The following is a 20,543-nucleotide window of genomic DNA, read 5'->3' as shown; positions in this document are numbered from 1 at the left end:
CACGCCCCGCCCGGGGCTCGGTACCCGGGTCATCACGACCCGGGCTATTCCTGCTTAACGCACCATACAGGGGCGTTTATTATCAAAGCGCCAGTCGGGGATCAGATACTGCATGGCCGCCGCGTCGTCGCGCGCGCCCAGCCCCTGCTTCTGATACAGCTCATGGGCCCGCATCACCTGGTCCATATCCAGTTCCACGCCCAGCCCCGGCATCTGAGGCACCTGTACCTTACCGCCTTTAATTTCCAGCGGCTGACGCGTCAGGCGCTGATTGCCTTCCTGCCAGATCCAGTGGGTGTCGATAGCGGTAATGTCGCCTGGCGCCGCAGCGGCCACATGGGTGAACATCGCCAGCGAAATATCGAAGTGGTTATTGGAGTGCGAACCCCAGGTCAGACCAAATTCGTGGCACATCTGAGCGACCCGAACCGAGCCCTGCATAGTCCAGAAATGGGGGTCGGCCAGCGGAATATCCACCGACTGGAGTGACAAAGTATGACCCATTTGCCGCCAGTCGGTAGCAATCATATTGGTGGCAGTGGGCAGACCGGTGGCGCGACGGAACTCGGCCATAATTTCGCGCCCGGAATAGCCCTGCTCGGCGCCACAGGGATCCTCGGCATACGCCAGCACGCCGCGCAACTGCTTACCCAGACGAATCGCCTCATCCAGCGACCAGGCGCCGTTAGGGTCGAGGGTAACCCGCGCCTCCGGGAAGCGGGCATGCAGCGCGGTCACAGCTTCAGCCTCTTCACTGCCCTCCAGCACCCCGCCCTTAAGTTTAAAGTCGTTAAAACCATATTTTTCGTAAGCGGCTTCGGCCAGACGCACCACCGCCTCCGGCGTCATCGCTTCTTCATGACGCAGGCGATACCAGTCGCAGCGCTCATCTGGCTGACTCTGGTAAGGCAAATCCGTACGTTTGCGATCCCCGACATAGAACAGATAGCCCAGCATTTCGACTTCATCGCGCTGCTGACCATCGCCCAGTAGAGTGGCCACGTTGACCCCAAGATGCTGGCCCAGCAGATCGAGCATAGCGGCTTCGATACCGGTCACCACGTGGATAGTGGTGCGGAGATCAAAGGTTTGCAGGCCCCGACCACCGGCATCGCGATCGGCAAAGGCGCGACGTATCGCGCTCAGCACATTGCGGTATTCTCCCAGGGTTTTACCACATACCAGCGCTGCGGCATCTTCCAGTGTCTTACGGATCTTCTCGCCGCCGGGAATTTCGCCCACTCCGGTATGCCCTGAATTATCTTTGATAATGACAATATTGCGGGTAAAAAACGGGCCGTGGGCGCCGCTCAGGTTCATCAGCATACTGTCGTGTCCGGCAACCGGAATCACCTGCATCTCCGTCACGACCGGCGTGGAATGGTGTATCGTCATTGTTGGTTTTCCTTCTTCGAATTATCCGCGACCGAAAGCGGGACGCCTGCGGTCAAATTTCCAGCCGGGCACCAGATACTGCATCGACTCCGCATCGTTACGCGCGCCGTCGGGCAGCGAGCAATAAAGCTGGTGCGCCTGCTCAATACGTTGCCAGTCCGGCTCAATGCCCAACCCCGGCCCCTGCGGTACGGTAATCTTGCCGCCGCGAATCTCCAGCGGCTCCCGGGTCAGGCGTGCTTCGCCCTCCTGCCAGATCCAGTGGGTATCGATGGCGGTGGGTTTGCCCGGCGCCGCTGCCCCTACATGGGTAAACATCGCCAGCGAAATATCAAAGTGGTTGTTGGAATGGCAGCCCCAGGTCAGCCCCCACTCATCGCACATCTGCGCCACTCGCACTGCACCGCTCAGAGTCCAGAAATGCGGATCGGCCAGCGGAATATCCACCGCGTTAAGCATGATGGCATGCCCCATCTCTCGCCAGTTAGTGGCGATCATATTGGTGGCGACCGGCAAACCGGTCGCCCGGCGGAATTCCGCCATCACTTCGCGCCCGGAGTAACCCTGCTCTGCGCCGCAGGGATCTTCGGCATAAGTCAGCACATCCTTCATATCACGACACAGCGCGATGGCTTCATCAAGGTGCCAGGCACCATTGGGATCGACCGTAATACGCGCATCGGGGAAGCATCGCTTAAGCTCCCGCGCTGCATCCAGCTCCTGCTCACCGGGCAGCACGCCCCCTTTCAGTTTGAAATCCTTAAAGCCATAGCGATCCTGGGCCGCCTGCGCCAGTTCAACGATAGCCCGTGCGTTCAGCGCCTCCTGATGGCGCAGATGATACCAGGAATGTCCACTGCGGCTTCCTTGTTGATAAGGCAGCGGCGTTTTCTGGCGATCGCCGATGTAGAACAGATAACCCAGCACCGTGACTTCATCGCGCTGACGCCCCGGCCCCAGCAGCTCGCAGACCGGCACATTCAGGGCTTTTCCCAGCAGATCCAGCAGCGCCGCTTCCAGCGCCGCCACCGCGTTAACCCGCAGTTCGAAGGTCCAGGCCCCCTGACCGAAAGCGTCGAAATCCGCAGACTGATTGCCCAGATGCACCTGTTGCACCAGTCGGTTCATTCGCGCCACCGGCTGGCCCACCACCAGCGGAATCGCCTGTTCCAGGGTGCGACGAATGGTTTCGCCGCCCGGCGCTTCCCCCAGCCCCACCTGGCCTGCGTTATCGGTCAGGGCCACAATGTTGCGGGTAAAGAACGGCGCATGGGCACCGCCGATATTCAGCAACATGCTGTCGTGCCCCGCAACCGGGATCACCCGCATCTCAGTGATAGTCGGGCTTGATGCTGTGCTCATGGGCTTCCTCCCGTTTTTTCGGTTTCAGTTCAATACGTTTGATATCGCCGACGATAAACAGGAAGCTGAAAATCGCGACCAGCGCGTGAATGCCCACATAAACCAGCGCACCGTTAAATGAGCCGGTGACGCCCACGATATAGCCGATAGCGATAGGCGTGACGATGCCCGACAGGTTGCCGCACATATTGAACAGACCGCCGCTCAGACCGCTAATTTCTTTAGGCGCGGTATCGGCCATGACCGCCCAGCCCAATGCGCCAATGCCTTTGCCAAAGAAGGCCGCAGCCATAAAGCCCACCACCATCCATTCAGCCTGAACGTAGTTACACATCACCATCGAGGTAGACAGCAGCATCCCGCAGACTATCGGCGTTTTACGGGCAATGTTCAGCGAACCGGTACGGCGCATCAGCCAGTCGGAAATCACCCCGCCCAGCACCCCGCCGATAAAGCCGCACACTGCCGGAACCGAGGCGATAAATCCCGCCTGCAGAATCGACATGCCGCGCGCCTGTACCAGATAAACGGGAAACCAGGTAATAAAGAAGTAGGTCAGCGCGTTGATACAATACTGGCCAAGGTAAACCCCCACCATCATTCGGGAGGTGAACAGCTGGCCTATCTGGCTCATCTTCTCGCGCAGGGAGGTTTGGGATTTGCCGCTCGCCTGGTCCATATTAACCAGCGCTCCGCCCGCTTCGATGTAGTCCAGCTCCTGTTTGTTGACCTTCGGATGCTCCGTTGGGTTATAGATGACCTTCAGCCAGATAAAGCTGATGATGATGCCTAAGCCCCCCATAAAGAAGAAGACGTGCTGCCAGCCCACCGCATGGGTCAGCCACCCCATAATCGGTGCAAAGATCACCGTGGCGAAATACTGAGCCGAGTTAAAAACAGCTACCGCAGTTCCACGCTCCTGGGCCGGAAACCAAGCGGCGACGATGCGGCTGTTACCCGGGAACGACGGCGCTTCCGCCAGCCCCACCAGGAAACGCAGCATAAACAGTGCCATCACGATGCCGAAGCCGTTAAAGATATCGACGAATCCCTGTAGCAGGGTGAACAGCGACCAGATAAAGATCGACCAGAAGTAAACCCGTTTCGATCCAAAGCGATCCAGTAACCAGCCGCCGGGAATCTGGCCTATCACATAGGCCCAGGAGAAGGCGGAAAAGATATACCCCATACCGACCGGATCCAGCCCGATATCGCGGGCCATTTCCGAACCGGCAATCGACAGCGTGGCGCGGTCCCCATAGTTAAACGAAGTGACGATAAACAACATCACCACTATCCAGTAGCGAGCATTAGTGCGCTTTCCAGCGACGCTCTCCGCCGTTTGATATGTACTCATTGTTGTACTCCTGAATAATAGCATTGAGCTACTTTTCATTCTGAACAGCACAACCTGTAGGGTAATCAGAATGGTTTATGCGTTACGGCGCCCGGGCTTTCCCTGTAATTCGGCGCTTATTTTTGAGCAGATTCACTCCTGCCTGGAAAAGTATAAAGAAAGGGGGAATGGCCTCTCACCGTGCAGCGCCACAAGATTCCGCGCCCTGTGGCGGTCGGTTTATGGCATCCGCACAACTGACTGGGCGTTGCTTCACGGAATGGCAAGGAATCGCCGGCGGCGGCGAAAAATCAGCGGGTTCGTTTGCAGAAAAAAGGAAAGCGCAACGGCGCAGGACGCGCCGTTTCTGAAAATATCGTCTATGACAGTAAGTTGCTCCAGCCTTCAACCCAGGGGTTGGAGATAACTTCCGGTTCCGGGTCTTCACTGGCGTCGATGGTCAACATTTCGCCTATACGGGTAGCGCCCTGCTCCTGGAGCAGTTCGTCAAACTGACGGCCACCGCCGCAGAAGCGCTCGTAGGTACTGTCACCCAGCGCGATAATCCCGTATTTCAATTCCGGCTGCCAGCCGATCTCTTTAATGGCTTCAAACAGCGGTACGATCCCGTCCGGTAGATCCCCCTGGCCGGTAGTCGAGGTCACCACCAGCACATAGTGGCTGCGATAATACTGCCACGCTTCCAGGCCCGGATCTTCAAACACCTTAACCTGATGTCCCTGTTCACCGAGGATGGCCTGAGCCTCCTCCGCCACCAGCAACGCATTACCGTACATCGTGCCAACAAAAATGCCCACTTCAGCCATGACCTGGCGCTCCTTCGTTTATCGAACTCGCCTCATCCTGACCGTAAGCTTCGGGAAACTCAACCCTTTCAATGTCGGGGAGAACACCAAGCCAGCCAAAATGCGCCAGCGCCGTCATCCAGGCCCGATCCAGCCCGGCGCGCAGACGCAGCGGCTCACCGGTGACCGGATGATTCAGCGCAAGCTCGCTGGCATGCAGCATCAGGCGGTCGCAGCCGAAATGCTGCGCCGCGCCGCGGTTCTGACGCAGATCGCCATGGCGGGTATCGCCAATAATCGGATGGCGCAGGTGCGCCATATGGCGGCGCAGTTGGTGCTTACGCCCGGTTTTCGGCAGCATCTCCACCAGGCTGTAGCGCGCACAGGGATAGCGCCCGACCGCCACCGGCATTTCGCAGGTGGTCAGCCCGCGATAGTGGGTAACGGCGCTCTGGGGGGCTCTGTCTGCCCGGGCATATTTATCCGCGACTTTATCCAGCTCTTCGCGCAGCGGATAGTCCAGCTCCGCCGTTTCCGTCAGCCAGCCTCGAACAATGGCGTGATAGCGCTTCTGCACCTGATGCGCTTCAAACTGCTGGGCCAGTAAGCGACCCGCTTCGCTGGATAGCCCCATCAGCAACACGCCAGAGGTCGGCCGGTCCAGACGGTGAGCGGTAAAGACATGACGCCCGATCTGATCGCGCACCGTCTGCATCACCACCACACGTTCATCGCGATCCAGCCAGCTGCGGTGCACCAGCCAGCCAGACGGCTTGTTGACGGCCACCAGCCATTCATCCTGATACAGGATCTCCAGCATTACCGCTCTCCGGAAAATAGCGCATCCAGCGCCTGAAGCGCTGCTAACAGATCGTCACGGCCGGGATGCCCTTCCACCAGCGCCACCTCATAGTAAGGTGCCACGGCAAAGCTTTCCGGCAGCGGCTGCTGAGCGTCGATCAGCGCATGCATTCGGGGCAGTAGCACCCATTGCAGCCACTCATGGGGGGTAAGCGTATCCATACAGAAAGGTTGATCGCTGTTAAAGGCTTCAGCCGCCGGCGCCGTCTCCTGCCACTGCTGTTGTTCGCGCAGTAGTTGTTCAAGATGCAAAAGCCGTTCACGCACGGCGCGATGCTGTTCCATGGAGTACCTCATGATGCTGAATATGGAAAGGGAGCAAAGGATAGCACGCGGCGGGATGCCGACGAACAGGTATAAAAAAGGTTCATCGCGGATTGTCGTGAAGCTGAAATTACCGGCGGCTGTCTTATCTTCCGGGTGAGTATGTCGCGCAGGAGAAGGTTCCGTTTACCTTAAGGGGATTTTTATATGTCGGTTGCAGCACCGGTGAATTCACAGTGATGTGCCGTATTCCGGAGAAATATGTCGCGCTGGCGAAGGTTCCGTTCACCTTAAGGTGATTTCTCTTATGCCGGTTGCGGAACCGGTGAACGGGTCATGGGCTCAAATGCCGCCCCTGACAACCCCGCTTTCCGGCGTGAAAATCGCCGCTGTCGCGGGCCCCTCCGCTTTTCCCGTCCGCCGGACGGGTCGGGCGTGACGGCACCTCCGTGTGCCGCACACCCTCAGCCCGACGTCCTGTCGGGCTGACCCTGGCTGCCGGAAATACTCCGGCGATTTTCAGGCCGGAGAGTGTCCACCGCCTTTGATCTTCTGCCCGGGATTCATCCGTAAAGATATTGCTGGTTGTATTTGAGCACCCCGGCTGAAGCGATGAGGGTGTCGCCACCCGGCTTAAAAAACGCCGAAGCGTTCACGAAGGGCCGGAGGAGCGACAGGATGTCGCGACAGGACAAGGTCGCCATGGATGGCGACTCTTGCCCGTTCCGAAAAGCCCGGCGTGATAAGCGGAGGGGCCCGCGTCAGCGGCGTTTTTTACCGCCGGGGAGCCCAGGTCGCCAGCCAGGGAAGCGGCGACTGAGCCCCCAGGCCCGTTCACCGGCGGTGAAGGGAGTTTCCCGGCAATGAACGGAACAGCCCACCGCATCGTCATGTTCTGCCGCTTCTGTTCTGAAGCAGGGCGCCGGAGCTGCTTGTCACCCTCACCCCGGCCCTCTCCCTGAAGGGAGAGGGAGTTTCCCTAAACCACCACATCATCATATGATGCCGGTTTTTTGTTTCCGCTTTCAAACACTCCACACTCATCCTCGATGAACCATAAAAAAGGGGAGCATTGCTAAAAGCAATGCTCCCCGGTTCGTTTTGCAGCGATCCTGCTACCTTCAGTGCTCCCTGCTCTTCCCTGACAACTTTTCCAGTGGCCGTCCTGACCTGCGCTCCTGCGCCAGCATCCTGCTCATCATCCTGATGTAAGCGACATCACCCTGACATACGCTCTGGTCTTCTTGACCCGCCTTCTGTCCCGTCCGGCTCTCATTCTCCATCCTGGAGGTGTCCCTTATGCGCTCCTGCGCTATCCTTGCTTCATCCTGAAGCCTTTCCATGTATCGACCGTCCTGGCCGTGTTCCCGTTCCAGAGGTCATCATCCTGATAAGCGCTCTGGCCTCACATCCTTGTCGATGACTATAGCTTCCCTTAAAACCCGCGACTGAACAAGGGGCTTACAGTCTGAAACGAGGCGAAATCTTCATTCGAAAGTCGTAAGCGCATCTTTAATTCATTGATAAGCAATATATTCATATAAAGTATGCGGGATTATCCCTGATGCTTTTGACTACAATATCTCACACGACATGTAAGATATATCTCACATGATGGCGGGCAATAATCGCCTGGCTCAACATTGGGGACGAAGCTGTTGTAGAAATGCGATAAGCGAGGGAGCCAGTACCTGACGCTGCGTGGTTCCGAGCTTTTCAAGCACCACTTCGCCCGTCAGGTTCGCCAGCGAGATGATCTCCAGCTCGCTTTCCAGGGTCGCCAGAAACAGCGTGGGAGCCAGCTTCAGGCGCTTCTGGGTGACCAGGTGGCCAATCAGATTTTCCTGTAAACGCAGAAAGTCGTCTTCGCTCCAGGGCTGGAGCAGCGTAAGTTGATATCTTCCGAAAGAAGCCATCATATCACCAGCAAACTGCGTTGTGTAGAACGCCTGGGCGTCATCGCAAATTCGGATCTCCAGCGCCCGCTCAACGGCATCCAGATTTTGCGCCAGGCTAAACGGCACAGGCTGCCAGCGCACGCTCTCTCTTTCGGTTTCCACGATGCAGGGCGAAGGGATGCCATACAGTTCATGGCTTTGTGGGCAACCGCCCTTCTGATTCCGCCATGCTTCGCAATAGCGGTGGGTAAAATCGGCCAGCGCCTGTTGTACTTCGCTCACTTTTTCTCTCTCCCCCGGGTAAGCTACACTACGCGCTCATAGTGTACCTGCTTTATCTAAGGTGAAACATGTCTGATTATGACAACCATCAGGCGCTAAGCGGCCTGACGCTGGGGAAAACGACCGAATACAAAGATACCCTGGACGCCACGCTGCTTCAGGCGGTGCCACGCAGCCTGAATCGCGATCCTCTCGGTTTGCGGGCGGAGTCTCTACCGTTCCACGGAGCCGATATCTGGACGCTCTACGAGCTTTCCTGGCTGAACGAGCGCGGTCTGCCTCAGGTGGCGGTGGGCCAGGTTTCGCTTAATGCCGACAGCCTGAACCTGATCGAATCCAAAAGCTTTAAGCTCTACCTTAATAGCTTCAACCAGACCCGTTTTGCGGGCTGGCAGCAGGTGCGCGATACCCTGGTCGGCGATCTCAGCGCCTGCGCGCAGGGCGATGTCGAAGTCAGTCTCTATAAGCTACAGCAGTTGGAAGGCGAGCCTGTTGCCCGCTTTGATGGCGAATGCATCGACGATCAGCCCATCGCTATCGACAGCTACGATTTTAACGCCGACTGGCTGGCGCAGGCGGCAAGCGACGAAGTGGTCGAAGAGACGCTGGTCAGCCATCTGTTGAAATCCAACTGTCTGATCACCCACCAACCGGACTGGGGCTCGGTGCAGATCCGCTATCGCGGCCCGCGCATCGATCGCGAAAAGCTACTGCGCTATCTGGTCTCGTTCCGTCGTCATAACGAATTCCATGAGCAGTGCGTGGAGCGCATCTTTAGCGATATCCAGCGCTACTGCCAGCCGGAACAGCTAAGCGTCTATGCCCGCTATACCCGACGCGGCGGTCTGGACATCAACCCCTGGCGCAGCAACGTCCCCTTCCAGCCAGCCACCGGACGTCTGGTGCGCCAGTAGTCGGTTGCGGGTTGTTAACTACCGCACTGGCGGGCTATTGTAGGCAGCAGGGAGCGGCGATTTTCGTCCCATAAGGAGTTCACTTGATTACACATATCAGTCCCCTCGGTTCCATGGACATGCTGTCGCAGCTGGAAGTCGATATGCTCAAGCGTACCGCCAGTAGCGATCTCTATCAGCTATTCCGTAACTGTTCGCTGGCGGTGCTTAACTCCGGCAGCCAGACCGACAGCAGCAAAGAGCTGCTGTCGCGCTATGAAAATTTCGATATCAACGTGCTGCGCCGCGAGCGTGGCGTCAAACTGGAGCTCATCAATCCGCCAGAAGAGGCCTTCGTCGACGGTCGTATCATCCGCTCATTGCAGGCTAACCTGTTTGCCGTGCTGCGCGATATTCTGTTTGTCAGCGGGCAGATCGATCTGGCGGGACGCTTCCAGCGCCTGAATCTGGAAGATTCCACCCACATCACCAATCTGGTGTTCTCCATCCTGCGTAATGCCCGGGCGCTGCACGTGGGTGAAGCCCCCAATATGGTGGTCTGCTGGGGAGGCCACTCTATTAACGAAGGCGAGTATCTTTACGCGCGTAAGGTCGGCAACGAACTGGGACTGCGCGAACTGAATATCTGCACCGGCTGCGGCCCGGGTGCGATGGAAGCGCCCATGAAGGGCGCAGCGGTGGGGCACGCCCAGCAGCGTTATAAAGAAGGGCGCTTTATCGGCATGACCGAACCGTCGATTATCGCTGCCGAGCCGCCAAATCCGCTGGTCAATGAGCTTATCATCATGCCGGATATAGAAAAACGTCTGGAAGCCTTTGTCCGCATTGCCCACGGCATCATCATCTTCCCGGGCGGGGTAGGTACGGCGGAAGAACTGCTCTACCTGCTGGGTATTCTGATGAATCCCCACAACCATAATCAGGTTCTGCCGCTGATCCTCACCGGTCCGAAAGAGAGCGCCGACTACTTCCGGGTACTGGACGAATTTATCGTCAATACCCTGGGCGAAAAGGCGCGCCGCCACTACGAAATCATTATCGACGACCCATCCCGGGTCGCACGTCAGATGAAGAAAGCGATGCCGCAGGTGAAAGAAAACCGCCGCGAAACCGGCGACGCTTATGGCTTTAACTGGTCGATGCGCATTGCGCCAGAGCTTCAGGTGCCATTTGAGCCAACCCACGAAAACATGGCCAACCTGAATCTTTATCCGGACAGCCCCCCCGAACAGCTGGCTGCGGATCTGCGCCGCGCCTTCTCCGGCATTGTTGCGGGCAACGTCAAAGAGGTGGGGATTCGCGCCATCGAACAGTTCGGCCCTTACCGTATTCATGGCGATCCGCGCATCATGCAGCATATGGATACCCTGCTGCAGGGCTTTGTCGCCCAGCACCGCATGAAACTGCCAGGCAGCACCTATATCCCCTGCTACGAAATTTGTCGCTAATCACTTTCCAGGGCGCTTGCGGCGCCCTTTTCTTTATTCCCGCCCCTGTCACGTTAACGTTTTCGTTAAACCATATATCGTCAATTATTATGCAGTTAGCGCATTAAATGCCTGAAAATGCTGTTTATCACATTTTTCTTAGTAAAAAGTAAGGCGCTGCCTGACTCTGGGTTTCCTGCATCTTTTATTAATGCCAGTCTAACCGGCAATATGTGTTATGAATTTGTTTTGATATAGTACAAAACACCAACAAATTGCGCATCAGAAGTGTATTTATGGCATTTGAGATCGCGATCACTGATACAATTCTTAGGTAGATGTATCTTTCCGCCCGAAAATCACAACAGGCAAAAATCACAACAACTCCGCCTGAAATAGGATTTCATTTTACGGTATTACATTTTTGCAATGTGATTAACCAACACCTGGCTATTTTTGTTCCCCCTGGAGACCTTCTATGGAAACCACCCAAACCAGCACTATCGCTTCCGTTGACGCGGCAAGCAGCAGTACCTGGCGCAAGACCGACACCATGTGGATGTTGGGCCTGTACGGCACGGCGATCGGCGCAGGCGTTCTGTTCCTGCCGATTAACGCCGGGGTCGGTGGCATGATACCGCTGATCATCATGGCTATTCTGGCTTTCCCCATGACCTTCTTCGCCCACCGGGGCATGACTCGTTTTGTGCTGTCAGGCAAAAATCCGGGTGAAGATATTACGGAAGTGGTGGAAGAACATTTTGGCGTGGGCGCAGGTAAACTGATTACCCTGCTCTATTTTTTTGCTATCTACCCCATTCTGCTGGTTTACAGCGTGGCTATCACCAATACCGTAGACAGCTTCATCACCCACCAGTTGGGAATGACTTCGCCGCCGCGCGCTATTCTGTCACTAATTCTGATCGTCGGAATGATGACCATTGTCCGCTTCGGCCGTCAGATGATCGTTAAGGCGATGAGCATTCTGGTCTTCCCGTTTGTCGCGGTTCTGATGCTGCTGGCCTTCTACCTGATTCCGCAGTGGAACGGCGCGGCACTGGAAACCCTGTCGCTCAGCAACAGTGCCAACACCGGCAGCGGTCTGCTGATGACCCTGTGGCTGGCGATTCCGGTGATGGTGTTCTCCTTTAACCATTCGCCGATCATCTCTTCCTTCGCGGTCGCCAAGCGCGAAGAGTACGGCGATAACGCCGAGAAGAAATGCTCCCGCATCCTGGCTTACGCGCACATTATGATGGTGCTGACGGTCATGTTCTTCGTGTTCAGCTGCGTACTGAGCCTGACACCGGCAGATCTTGCTGCGGCGAAAGAGCAGAACATCTCAATTCTCTCTTATCTGGCAAACCACTTTAACGCGCCGATCATCGCCTGGATGGCGCCGATCATCGCTATCGTGGCCATCACCAAATCTTTCCTGGGCCACTACCTGGGCGCCAGCGAAGGCTTTAACGGAATGGTGATTAAGTCCCTGCGCGGTCGCGGCAAGAGCATCGAAGAAGGTCGTCTGAACCGTATCACGGCGCTGTTCATGCTGGTCACCACCTGGATTGTGGCCACCCTGAACCCGAGCATCCTGGGCATGATTGAAACCCTGGGCGGCCCGATTATCGCAATGATTCTGTTCCTGATGCCAATGTACGCCATCCACAAAGTGCCGGCCATGCGTAAGTACAGCGGCCACATCAGCAACGTGTTCGTGGTCATCATGGGCCTGATCGCTATCTCGGCTATCTTCTACTCGCTGTTCAGTTAATCCCCCGGGGCGCCGTGAAGGCGGCGCCCCCTCCCCCTGATATGCTTATTGCTACCGGTGACCATTATGATTAGTGTTTTTGATATCTTTAAAATCGGTATTGGCCCCTCAAGTTCGCATACTGTAGGGCCGATGAAGGCGGGTAAACAGTTTACGGATGACCTGATAGCGCAGGGACTCCTGCACGATGTCACCCGCGTGGTGGTGGACGTTTACGGCTCACTGTCCCTGACCGGCAAAGGCCACCACACCGATATCGCCATTATTATGGGGCTGGCAGGTAATCTTCCCGATACGGTGGATATCGACGCCATTCCCGAATTCATCCAGGGTGTGAACACCTTCGGCCGCCTGATGCTGGCTAACGGCCAGCACGAGGTGGAATTCCCGGTGGATTGCTGCATGAATTTCCATGCCGATAATCTGTCGCTGCACGAAAACGGCATGCGTATTACCGCGCTGGCAGGCGATCAGGTGCTCTACAGCCAGACTTACTACTCTATCGGCGGCGGCTTTATCGTTGACGAAGCCCACTTTGGCCTGGTCGACGACACGCCGGTGGCGGTGCCTTACCCCTATACCAGTGCCGAAGACCTGCAGCGCCACTGCCAGGATACCGGTCTTTCTCTTTCCGGACTGATGCTGAGAAACGAGCTGGCACTGCACAGCCAGCAGGAACTGGACCAGCATTTTGCCCGGGTATGGGAGGTGATGCGCGGCGGTATTGAGCGCGGTATTCACACCGAAGGGGTGCTGCCGGGCAAGATGCGGGTGCCGCGCCGCGCCGCCGCCCTGCGTCGGATGCTGGTGAGCCAGGACAAAATCAGTACCGATCCGATGGCCGTGGTGGACTGGATCAATATGTTCGCGCTGGCGGTTAACGAAGAGAACGCCGCTGGCGGGCGCGTCGTCACGGCCCCGACCAACGGTGCCTGTGGGATAGTCCCGGCGGTGCTGGCCTACTACGATAAGTTTATCCGCGAAGTGAACCCCGGCTCGCTGTCGCGCTACCTGCTGGTCGCCAGCGCCATTGGTTCGCTGTATAAGATGAACGCGTCAATCTCCGGTGCCGAAGTGGGCTGTCAGGGCGAAGTTGGCGTGGCCTGTTCCATGGCTGCTGCCGGTCTGGCGGAATTGCTGGGTGGTAGCCCGGCTCAGGTCTGTATCGCCGCGGAAATCGCCATGGAACATAACCTGGGCCTGACCTGTGACCCGGTGGCAGGCCAGGTGCAGGTGCCCTGCATCGAGCGTAACGCTATCGCGTCAGTCAAAGCGGTCAACTCGGCACGGATGGCGCTACGCCGCACCAGCGCGCCAAGGGTCTGCCTCGACAAAGTGATTGAGACCATGTACGAGACGGGCAAGGATATGAACGCCAAATACCGCGAAACTTCACGCGGCGGCCTGGCGATGAAAGTGCTGGCCTGCGATTAAACGCCTCGCGGCCGGCGGTGCCTCTGCGCTGTCGGCCGTTCCTCTCATCCCCATCATGGCCCGATTTATGTTAGGCTAACTCCTTCTTCAGACAGGGGAAAAACGATGGCGGCTCATCTTCTTATCGTCGACGCGCTTAATCTGATTCGTCGTATTCATGCGGTACAGGGTTCTCCGTGCGAGGAGCGCTGCGTACACGCGCTGCAGCAGCTGATTGTCCACTGTCAACCCACCCACGCGGTGGCGGTATTCGACGACGAAGCGCGCCGCGAAGGATGGCGCCATCAGATACTGCCGGACTATAAGGCTGGCCGTTCTCCCATGCCTGAAGATCTGCATCAGGAGATGCCCAGGCTACGCGCCGCGTTTCAGGATCAGGGCGTTGCCAGCCAGGAGCTGGAAGGCCAGGAGGCCGACGATCTGGCGGCCACCCTGGCGGTAAAGGTGGCGCGCGCCGGGCAGCAGGTGACTATTGTCTCTACCGATAAAGGCTACTGTCAGCTTCTGTCGCCCGCCATTCGGGTTCGGGACTACTTTCAGAAACGCTGGCTGGATGCCCCATTCGTCGATAGTGAATTCGGCGTACAGCCCGCTCAGTTGCCGGATTTCTGGGGGCTGGCGGGCATCAGTAGTAGTAAGATTCCAGGCGTGGCGGGCATTGGCCCCAAAAGCGCGGTTCAGCTTATCGGCCAGTACCAAACCCTGGAGGGCGTCTACGAAAACCTGGAGGCAGTCGACAATAAATGGCGCAAACGCCTGATCGAAGGTCGCGACCTGGCGTTTATCAGTCGTAAAGTGGCGCAGCTGCGAACCGATCTTGAACTCAACGGCAATCTGCAACAGCTACGCCTGACGCGCTAAACCGGATTCAGCGTTCGTCGCGCCGCCCCCCGACTGCCGCCCACATCCGCTGGACATGCACGGTCACCTCTTCCCTGTCATGATAGAGCTGGCGCGCCTGAATCCGGGCGTTAATCCCTCCCTCATCAAGCTGACTTTGCAGATACTCAAGGTTTCGGGAAACTTCCTCATAGCGTTTTTTCATCGGCAGCTTCAGATTAAAGATGGTTTCACGACACCAGCCGTTTACCAGCCACTGAGCCATCAGCGCCGCAACTTTGGCGGGTTTTTCCACCATATCGCACACCATCCACGAGATATTGGTACGCGTGGGGCGATACTTAAAACCATCTTCCCGCAGCCAGGTCACCTGTCCGGTATCCATCAGGCTCTGGGCCATGGGGCCGTTATCCACGCTGTAGACCCACATATTGCGTTTCACCAGTTGGTAAGTCCAACCGCCAGGACAGGCGCCAAGATCCACCGCGTGCATCCCGTTAGCCAGACGCTCGTCCCACTCGTCATGGGGAATAAAAACATGGAACGCTTCTTCGAGCTTAAGAGTGGAACGGCTGGGGGCATCCGCCGGGAAACGCAGACGCGGAATTCCCATATAGAAAGGTGAGTTATTAAAGCTGTACGAATAGCCGGTGTAGCAGTAGCCGGGCGCAATAAAGAAGACGTGAACCACCGGACGCTGTGCGGAGTCCTGACGACCCAGTACGCCCGCGCTACGCAGCGCGGAACGCAGCGGCACCGTGAATTTGCGGCAGAACTTCATCAGCTCTTTGCTTTCATTGGTATCTGCTACCTCGACCCGCAGATCGCCGCCGCGCTCTACTACGTTGGTCAAAGCACTGACGATAGGCGTAATGCGATCTTCCGGGGATAAATCTTCCAGCAGGGGGCCCGCCACAAACATCTGGCGAGCGAAGATAAGCCCACTGAACGGTAGCTCGCGCCCCAGCTTGTCCGCTTCCCCCTGCTGATAGCATTCGAAGATCACATAACCGCTGTTATCCTTGACCCTGGCGAAACCATAAACTTCCAGGCGCCCCGCTTTATCGGTTATCTCCGCCGCACACTCTTTCTCGAATCCCTGCCGGCAGTAAAGAATTACCTTATTCATGGGTCACGCCCTTACGCTTCAGGCGAATGGCGCCGATCAGCATCAGAACCCAGCCAATGAGGAAGCTGACGCCCCCCACCGGCGTAACGAAGGCCCACAGGCGCAGGTGCGAAAGCGCCAGGCAGTACAGGCTACCGCTGAACAGCACCGTGCCCAGCGCCAGGAAGACGCTGCTCCAGTAAAACCAGATACTGATACGACGCTGCATCGCCACCGACAGGCCCAGAATCGCCAGCGTGTGGAAAGCCTGATACTGAAGCCCGGTCTGGATCCAGTTCATCTCGGCCATTCCCAAAGATTTACTCAGCACGTGAGCGCCAAATGCGCCCAGCGCCACATACACAAAACCGCTCACCGCGGCGAAAATCAGCATAAAACGGCTGGTCATAATCTAACCTTAAATAAGTGCGCGACACCCTGGCGCGCGTCCTGTTCTATTGTTCGTAACGAAAGCGGAACTTTTCCTGCTCACTGGCCGCACGCGCCAGAATCCACTGCCGAAAGGCGGCTATTTTACCCAGTTCAGCCTGGCTGTCATGGCATACCAGATAAAACGCGTTTTTACTGACCAGAACATCGTTAAAGGGGCAGACCAGGCGTCCCGCTTCGATCTCCGACTGGGCCATCACATTGTTGGCCAGCGCGATCCCCTGGCCGTGAATCGCCGCCTGTAGCACCATAGCGCTGTGGCTGAAAATCGGCCCCTGCTGCACATTAATATGCGCCAGCCCCATCTGGCGCATCCAGGTCTGCCAGTCACGACGCGACGCGTCATGCAGCAGCGTATGCTGCGCCAGATCTGCCGGCGCTTTTAGTGGTTTTTCGCCGGTCAGTAGCAGCGGCGAACAAACCGGCAGCAGGTACTCGGCATAAAGCTTTTCCACCCTCAGCCCCGGCCAGTTACCGCGACCGTAGAAAATAGCCACGTCCACATCATCGGTCAGCTTATCTTCTTCGCGATCCACCGCCTGGATACGCACATCAATGCCCGGCCATTCGGCGTTAAAGCTGGACAGTCTCGGCACCAGCCAGTGAATCGCAAAGCTTGGCAACATACTGACCGTCAGCGCCCCCCTGGCGCTACGGGCCTGGAGCTTACGCGTCGCTTCGGTCAGTTGGGAAAAAATCTCTTTGATGTCCTGATAGTAGCTCTGTCCTTCCTCCGTCAGCAACAGCGAACGGTTTCGGCGCCGGAACAGTTTCAGGCCAAGGAAGTCTTCCAGCGACTTAATCTGGTGACTGACCGCAGCCTGAGTGACAAAGAGCTCTTCGGCCGCTTTAGTAAAACTAAGGTGGCGGGCAGCGGCATCGAAAACGCGCAGCGCGTTAAGAGGTGGCAATCGCTTGGACATGGCTTTGTATACCAATTGTTAATGCGAATACACAAATAGGCTACAAGTTTCACCTATTAGTTTTTTTTATCTGAGACATTATAAATTGTCCGTTGAGCATCTACCAGCAAATACCTATAGTGGCGCCACTTCCTGAGCCGGAACGAAAAGCTTACGGACTTGTTTCGGGGGCTTTTGGCTTACGGTTGTGATGTTGTGTTGTTGTGTTTGCAATTGGTCTGCGATTCAGACCACGGTAGCAGGGCTACCTGATTTCACTTTCTGTACATTTACCCTGTCTGTCCATAGTGATTTAATGTAGCACCGCCAGATGCGGTGCTTTTTTTTTGCCCGAGACTCCCCCAGAACGCGACCAGAACAAAAAAGGCAGACGTTACCCCGCCTGCCCATATGTCACGCCATCAGGCGCGAGTGTTCTGCAACGCTAGTCCAGTTCCACCATTTCACGAACGTCGGAACGGTTGATCTGCTGTTTATTGCCGTCGGCATCAACATAGCTAATCATACCGGTTTCACTGTCGGTGACCGGTTTACCTTCAGAGATAATGGTACGGCCATCGCTGGTGTGCATCATGTAGTTCGGGCCAGAGCAGGCAGTCAAAGCGACTGTCATTGCGCAGGCAGAAAGGAACAGTACCGCTTTCTTATTCATATTTTTCTCCTTAAATTCTGTAGCCCACGATGGGCAACGGCCAGAAACCGTTATCCGTCATTACTAAGCTTAATCCAGTGGCGGATAAATGGAGTAAAAAAACAGAGTAATCCAATAGTTGTTCCCGACGCCGAAATGCGTCACGATCCATTCAGGGTCGGGCTTGAACAGAGGGCCACTCTGCCCTTCCCCCTCCGCCTTGCCAGCGAACTTTTCGCTCAGCGCCAGTGCTATAAGGGGGTTTAGGGACACAGGCTAACAGTATGAGGATCGCCATGAACGCTTTTAATCCTGCCCGCTTTCGCGCGCAGTTCCCGGCGCTGGACGACGCAGGAGTTTACCTCGACAGCGCCGCTACCGCCCTGAAACCCCAGCCGGTTATCGATGCCAGCCAGCAAATTTACAGCCTGAGCGCCGGTAATGTGCACCGCAGCCAGTATGAGGCGGCGCAGCACCTCACCGCCCGCTATGAAGCGGCGCGCGATGCGGTAGCCGGGTTGATTAACGCCGCCAGCCCGCGGGAAATCGTCTGGACTCGCGGCGCCACCGAATCGATTAATCTGGTGGCCCAGTGCTACGCCCGCCCCCGGCTGCAATCCGGCGATGAGATTCTGGTCAGCGAAGCCGAGCATCACGCCAATCTGATCCCCTGGCTGATGGTGGCCCAACAGACCGGTGCCCGGGTGGTAAAACTCCCCGTCACCGACGTCGGCCTGCCGGATATCGACAGCCTACCGGCGCTGCTTAGCTCACGTACCCGCATCCTGGCGCTGGGGCAGATGTCCAACGTCACCGGCGGTCGTCCGGATCTGGCGCGCGCCATCGACTACGCCCACGAGGCTGGTGCGGTCGTGGTGGTGGACGGCGCCCAGGGCATCGTTCACTGCCCGCCGGATGTGCGCGGGCTCAATATCGACTTCTATGCCTTTTCCGGCCATAAGCTTTACGGGCCGACCGGCATCGGCGTACTGTACGGACGAGAAGCGCTGCTGGAAACGATGCCCCCCTGGCTCGGCGGCGGTAAAATGGTGGACAAGGTCAGCTTCGACGGCTTTACTCCACAGCCTGTCCCGCACCGCTTCGAGGCGGGTACGCCGAATATCGCTGGCGTCACGGGGCTCAGCGCCGCCCTGGCGTGGCTGAGTGAAACGGATATGGCAGAAGCGGAACGCTACTGCCAGGGGCTGGCGACGCTGGCTGAAGAAGCACTGGCACAGCGCCCCGGATTTCGCAGTTTCCGGCTCCAGGACGCCAGCCTGCTGGCCTTCGACTTCGCAGGCATTCACCATGCCGATATGATCACGCTACTGGCGCAGTCCGGCATCGCGCTGCGGGCCGGGCAGCACTGCGCCCAGCCGCTACTGGCAGCGCTGGGCGTCGGCGGCACCCTGCGCGCCTCTTTTGCCCCCTATAACACCCGGGATGATGTCGGGAAACTTATCGACGCCGTCGACCGGGCCCTGGAAATACTGGGAGACTGAAACGATGACAAGCCCGGAACTGGTCGGCCACCCTTTTGGCGCCGTGATTACCGCAGACAGCCTGCGTCAAACCTTCAAACCGCTGCGCCAGTGGGAAGATAAGTATCGCCAGCTAATCCTGCTGGGCAAACAGCTTCCCGCCCTGCCGGAAGCCCTGAAAAGCCCGGAGATTGAGATAGCTGGTTGCGAAAACCGCGTGTGGCTTGGTCACCGCCGGCTGGCGGATGGCCGGTTGCACTTTTATGGCGATAGCGAAGGGCGGATCGTTCGCGGTCTGTTAGCCGTAATGCTGACCGCGATTGAAGGAAAAACGGCCGCAGCGCTGGGTCAGGAAGATCCCCTGGCGCTGTTCGATGAGCTGGGGCTCAGCGCCCAGTTAAGCGCCTCGCGCAGTCAGGGGCTGGCGGCGCTGGCGCAGGCTGTGCGCCAGGCCGCCCTCGAAGCCTGAAATCAGGCGCGTTCGCGCGCCGCTTTCGCCATCAGCTTCTTTAGCGCGTGGGAGACCGCCACAAAGCCAAAGCTGGCGGTCACCATGGTCGCTGCGCCGAAGCCGGAAGCGCAGTCCATTCGCTTCGGCCCTTCAGCGGAACTTTTCGCGGCGCACACCGAACCATCTGGCTGAGGATAAACCAGCGCCTCGGTAGAAAAAACGCAATCCACCCCCAGCTTGCCTTTGCTGTTCTTCACCACGCCGAAGTCGTGCTTCAGGCGTTCCCGCAGCTTCGCCGCCAGCGGATCCTGAATGGTCTTCGCCAGGTCGGCCACCTGAATCTGGGTCGGGTCGATCTGTCCGCCCGCACCGCCAGTAGTGACCAGCGGCACCTTGTTACGCCGGCACCAGGCGATCAACGCCGCCTTTGGCCTGACGCTATCGATAGCATCAATTACATAGCTGAAGCCCTGATCAAGCAGCTGCGCCACGTTATCCGGCGTAACGAAATCATCCACCACAGTGACCCGGCACTCGGGGTTGATAGCGCGGATGCGCTCTGCCATCACCTCGCCTTTCGCCTGACCGACGGTTCCGAGCAAGGCGTGAATCTGGCGGTTGGTGTTGGTTACACAGACATCATCCATATCGATAAGCGTGATAGCGCCGATGCCGGTACGCGCCAGCGCTTCCGCCGCCCAGCTCCCGACGCCGCCAATCCCCACTACGCAAATATGCGCGTTGGCGAAAAGCGTCAGGGCATCGCGTCCATATAAGCGAGCCGTGCCGCCAAAGCGCTGTTGCCAGGCATCGGTTACTACTGTTGCCATGATTTAGAAACCTCAGAAATAGAAGGGGGTGAGGAGCGGGATTTGCCCCTCCCCCTGGCCCTCTCCCCTGAGGAGA

At 57.5% G+C, this 20,543-nt stretch carries 19 protein-coding genes; 7 read left to right on the top strand and 12 right to left on the bottom strand.

Annotation, left to right across the window (positions count from 1 at the left end; all coding sequences use genetic code 11):
• Positions 1–54: 54 nt before the first annotated feature.
• From gudD to syd, 7 genes are all read right to left on the bottom strand, one after another.
• Positions 55–1,395 (bottom strand): glucarate dehydratase, encoded by a 1,341-nt coding sequence (gene gudD / locus V3W49_RS10170; RefSeq protein WP_500145235.1) that lies wholly within the window; start codon positions 1,393–1,395, stop codon positions 55–57.
• Between the two features lie 21 nt (positions 1,396–1,416).
• Complete coding sequence (locus tag V3W49_RS10165) at positions 1,417–2,757, bottom strand: enolase C-terminal domain-like protein (protein ID WP_500145234.1); 1,341 nt, start codon at positions 2,755–2,757, stop codon at positions 1,417–1,419.
• The gene (locus V3W49_RS10160) at positions 2,726–4,114 is read right to left on the bottom strand and encodes an MFS transporter (RefSeq protein WP_500145233.1); all 1,389 of its coding nucleotides are present in this window, start codon (positions 4,112–4,114) and stop codon (positions 2,726–2,728) included. The genes V3W49_RS10165 and V3W49_RS10160 overlap by 32 nt, the downstream gene beginning before the upstream one ends.
• 359 nt (positions 4,115–4,473) lie before the next feature.
• Entirely contained in the window at positions 4,474–4,920 is a 447-nt protein-coding gene (locus tag V3W49_RS10155; RefSeq protein WP_500145232.1) for a flavodoxin, read from the bottom strand.
• Entirely contained in the window at positions 4,913–5,719 is an 807-nt protein-coding gene (gene truC / locus V3W49_RS10150; protein ID WP_500145231.1) for a tRNA pseudouridine(65) synthase TruC, read from the bottom strand. Before truC ends, V3W49_RS10155 begins: the two co-directional genes overlap by 8 nt.
• Positions 5,719–6,045: a YqcC family protein gene (locus tag V3W49_RS10145; protein WP_500145230.1), complete on the bottom strand. Its 327-nt coding sequence runs from the start codon at positions 6,043–6,045 to the stop codon at positions 5,719–5,721. The genes truC and V3W49_RS10145 overlap by 1 nt, the downstream gene beginning before the upstream one ends.
• 1,616 nt (positions 6,046–7,661) lie before the next feature.
• Positions 7,662–8,204 carry a SecY-interacting protein gene (syd, locus tag V3W49_RS10140; protein WP_500145229.1) on the bottom strand — a complete coding sequence of 181 codons (543 nt, stop codon included), beginning with the start codon at positions 8,202–8,204 and terminating at the stop codon, positions 7,662–7,664.
• 68 nt (positions 8,205–8,272) lie between these two features.
• Between syd and queF the strand changes: the two genes are divergently transcribed.
• The 5 genes from queF to xni all read left to right on the top strand — a co-directional run bounded on the left by queF (position 8,273) and on the right by xni (position 14,614).
• Entirely contained in the window at positions 8,273–9,118 is an 846-nt protein-coding gene (queF, locus tag V3W49_RS10135) for an NADPH-dependent 7-cyano-7-deazaguanine reductase QueF (RefSeq protein ID WP_500145228.1), read from the top strand.
• A gap of 83 nt (positions 9,119–9,201) precedes the next feature.
• On the top strand, positions 9,202–10,566 hold the full coding sequence (gene ppnN, locus V3W49_RS10130) for a nucleotide 5'-monophosphate nucleosidase PpnN (protein ID WP_500145227.1): 1,365 nt from the start codon (positions 9,202–9,204) through the stop codon (positions 10,564–10,566).
• A gap of 457 nt (positions 10,567–11,023) precedes the next feature.
• Entirely contained in the window at positions 11,024–12,319 is a 1,296-nt protein-coding gene (locus V3W49_RS10125) for an HAAAP family serine/threonine permease (protein WP_500145226.1), read from the top strand.
• Positions 12,320–12,385: 66 nt separating this feature from the next.
• Positions 12,386–13,753, top strand: coding sequence for an L-serine ammonia-lyase (locus tag V3W49_RS10120; RefSeq protein ID WP_500145225.1), 1,368 nt, complete (start codon positions 12,386–12,388; stop codon positions 13,751–13,753).
• A 105-nt stretch (positions 13,754–13,858) separates the two neighbouring features.
• The gene (xni, locus tag V3W49_RS10115) at positions 13,859–14,614 is read left to right on the top strand and encodes a flap endonuclease Xni (RefSeq protein WP_500145224.1); all 756 of its coding nucleotides are present in this window, start codon (positions 13,859–13,861) and stop codon (positions 14,612–14,614) included.
• 7 nt (positions 14,615–14,621) lie between these two features.
• On the opposite strand, the gene rlmM is transcribed toward xni, so the two are convergent.
• From rlmM to V3W49_RS10095, 4 genes are all read right to left on the bottom strand, one after another.
• Complete coding sequence (rlmM, locus tag V3W49_RS10110) at positions 14,622–15,722, bottom strand: 23S rRNA (cytidine(2498)-2'-O)-methyltransferase RlmM (RefSeq protein WP_500145223.1); 1,101 nt, start codon at positions 15,720–15,722, stop codon at positions 14,622–14,624.
• A complete protein-coding gene (locus tag V3W49_RS10105; RefSeq protein ID WP_500145222.1) occupies positions 15,715–16,110 on the bottom strand; it encodes a DUF423 domain-containing protein in 396 nt (131 codons plus the stop codon). Before V3W49_RS10105 ends, rlmM begins: the two co-directional genes overlap by 8 nt.
• A gap of 46 nt (positions 16,111–16,156) precedes the next feature.
• Positions 16,157–17,074 (bottom strand): transcriptional regulator GcvA, encoded by a 918-nt coding sequence (locus V3W49_RS10100; protein ID WP_500145221.1) that lies wholly within the window; start codon positions 17,072–17,074, stop codon positions 16,157–16,159.
• A gap of 424 nt (positions 17,075–17,498) precedes the next feature.
• Positions 17,499–17,726, bottom strand: a complete 228-nt coding sequence (locus V3W49_RS10095; RefSeq protein WP_500145220.1) for a YgdI/YgdR family lipoprotein — start codon at positions 17,724–17,726, stop codon at positions 17,499–17,501.
• Between the two features lie 275 nt (positions 17,727–18,001).
• Between V3W49_RS10095 and csdA the strand changes: the two genes are divergently transcribed.
• A complete protein-coding gene (csdA, locus tag V3W49_RS10090; protein ID WP_500145219.1) occupies positions 18,002–19,207 on the top strand; it encodes a cysteine desulfurase CsdA in 1,206 nt (401 codons plus the stop codon).
• A gap of 4 nt (positions 19,208–19,211) precedes the next feature.
• Positions 19,212–19,655: a cysteine desulfurase sulfur acceptor subunit CsdE gene (csdE, locus tag V3W49_RS10085; RefSeq protein ID WP_500145218.1), complete on the top strand. Its 444-nt coding sequence runs from the start codon at positions 19,212–19,214 to the stop codon at positions 19,653–19,655.
• A 2-nt stretch (positions 19,656–19,657) separates the two neighbouring features.
• Here the strand turns inward: csdE and tcdA are convergent, their stop codons facing one another.
• Positions 19,658–20,467 (bottom strand): tRNA cyclic N6-threonylcarbamoyladenosine(37) synthase TcdA, encoded by an 810-nt coding sequence (gene tcdA, locus V3W49_RS10080; protein ID WP_500145217.1) that lies wholly within the window; start codon positions 20,465–20,467, stop codon positions 19,658–19,660.
• Positions 20,468–20,543 lie beyond the last annotated feature (76 nt).

This window comes from Rosenbergiella sp. YN46, assembly GCF_036620675.1.
GTDB lineage: Bacteria > Pseudomonadota > Gammaproteobacteria > Enterobacterales > Enterobacteriaceae > Jejubacter.
The sequence above is the reverse complement of the archived record's forward strand: the minus strand, read 5'-3'. Positions and strand labels throughout refer to the sequence as shown.

Excerpts from the sequence above, each read along its gene's own strand:
- gudD (WP_500145235.1), bottom strand. The coding sequence starts at position 1,395 with ATGACGATACACCATTCCACGCCGGTCGTGACGGAGATGCAGGTGATT.
- V3W49_RS10165 (WP_500145234.1), bottom strand. The coding sequence starts at position 2,757 with ATGAGCACAGCATCAAGCCCGACTATCACTGAGATGCGGGTGATCCCG.
- V3W49_RS10160 (WP_500145233.1), bottom strand. The coding sequence starts at position 4,114 with ATGAGTACATATCAAACGGCGGAGAGCGTCGCTGGAAAGCGCACTAAT.
- V3W49_RS10155 (WP_500145232.1), bottom strand. The coding sequence starts at position 4,920 with ATGGCTGAAGTGGGCATTTTTGTTGGCACGATGTACGGTAATGCGTTG.
- truC (WP_500145231.1), bottom strand. The coding sequence starts at position 5,719 with ATGCTGGAGATCCTGTATCAGGATGAATGGCTGGTGGCCGTCAACAAG.
- V3W49_RS10145 (WP_500145230.1), bottom strand. The coding sequence starts at position 6,045 with ATGGAACAGCATCGCGCCGTGCGTGAACGGCTTTTGCATCTTGAACAA.
- queF (WP_500145228.1), top strand. The coding sequence starts at position 8,273 with ATGTCTGATTATGACAACCATCAGGCGCTAAGCGGCCTGACGCTGGGG.
- V3W49_RS10125 (WP_500145226.1), top strand. The coding sequence starts at position 11,024 with ATGGAAACCACCCAAACCAGCACTATCGCTTCCGTTGACGCGGCAAGC.
- V3W49_RS10120 (WP_500145225.1), top strand. The coding sequence starts at position 12,386 with ATGATTAGTGTTTTTGATATCTTTAAAATCGGTATTGGCCCCTCAAGT.
- xni (WP_500145224.1), top strand. The coding sequence starts at position 13,859 with ATGGCGGCTCATCTTCTTATCGTCGACGCGCTTAATCTGATTCGTCGT.
- rlmM (WP_500145223.1), bottom strand. The coding sequence starts at position 15,722 with ATGAATAAGGTAATTCTTTACTGCCGGCAGGGATTCGAGAAAGAGTGT.
- V3W49_RS10105 (WP_500145222.1), bottom strand. The coding sequence starts at position 16,110 with ATGACCAGCCGTTTTATGCTGATTTTCGCCGCGGTGAGCGGTTTTGTG.
- V3W49_RS10100 (WP_500145221.1), bottom strand. The coding sequence starts at position 17,074 with ATGTCCAAGCGATTGCCACCTCTTAACGCGCTGCGCGTTTTCGATGCC.
- V3W49_RS10095 (WP_500145220.1), bottom strand. The coding sequence starts at position 17,726 with ATGAATAAGAAAGCGGTACTGTTCCTTTCTGCCTGCGCAATGACAGTC.
- csdA (WP_500145219.1), top strand. The coding sequence starts at position 18,002 with ATGAACGCTTTTAATCCTGCCCGCTTTCGCGCGCAGTTCCCGGCGCTG.
- csdE (WP_500145218.1), top strand. The coding sequence starts at position 19,212 with ATGACAAGCCCGGAACTGGTCGGCCACCCTTTTGGCGCCGTGATTACC.
- tcdA (WP_500145217.1), bottom strand. The coding sequence starts at position 20,467 with ATGGCAACAGTAGTAACCGATGCCTGGCAACAGCGCTTTGGCGGCACG.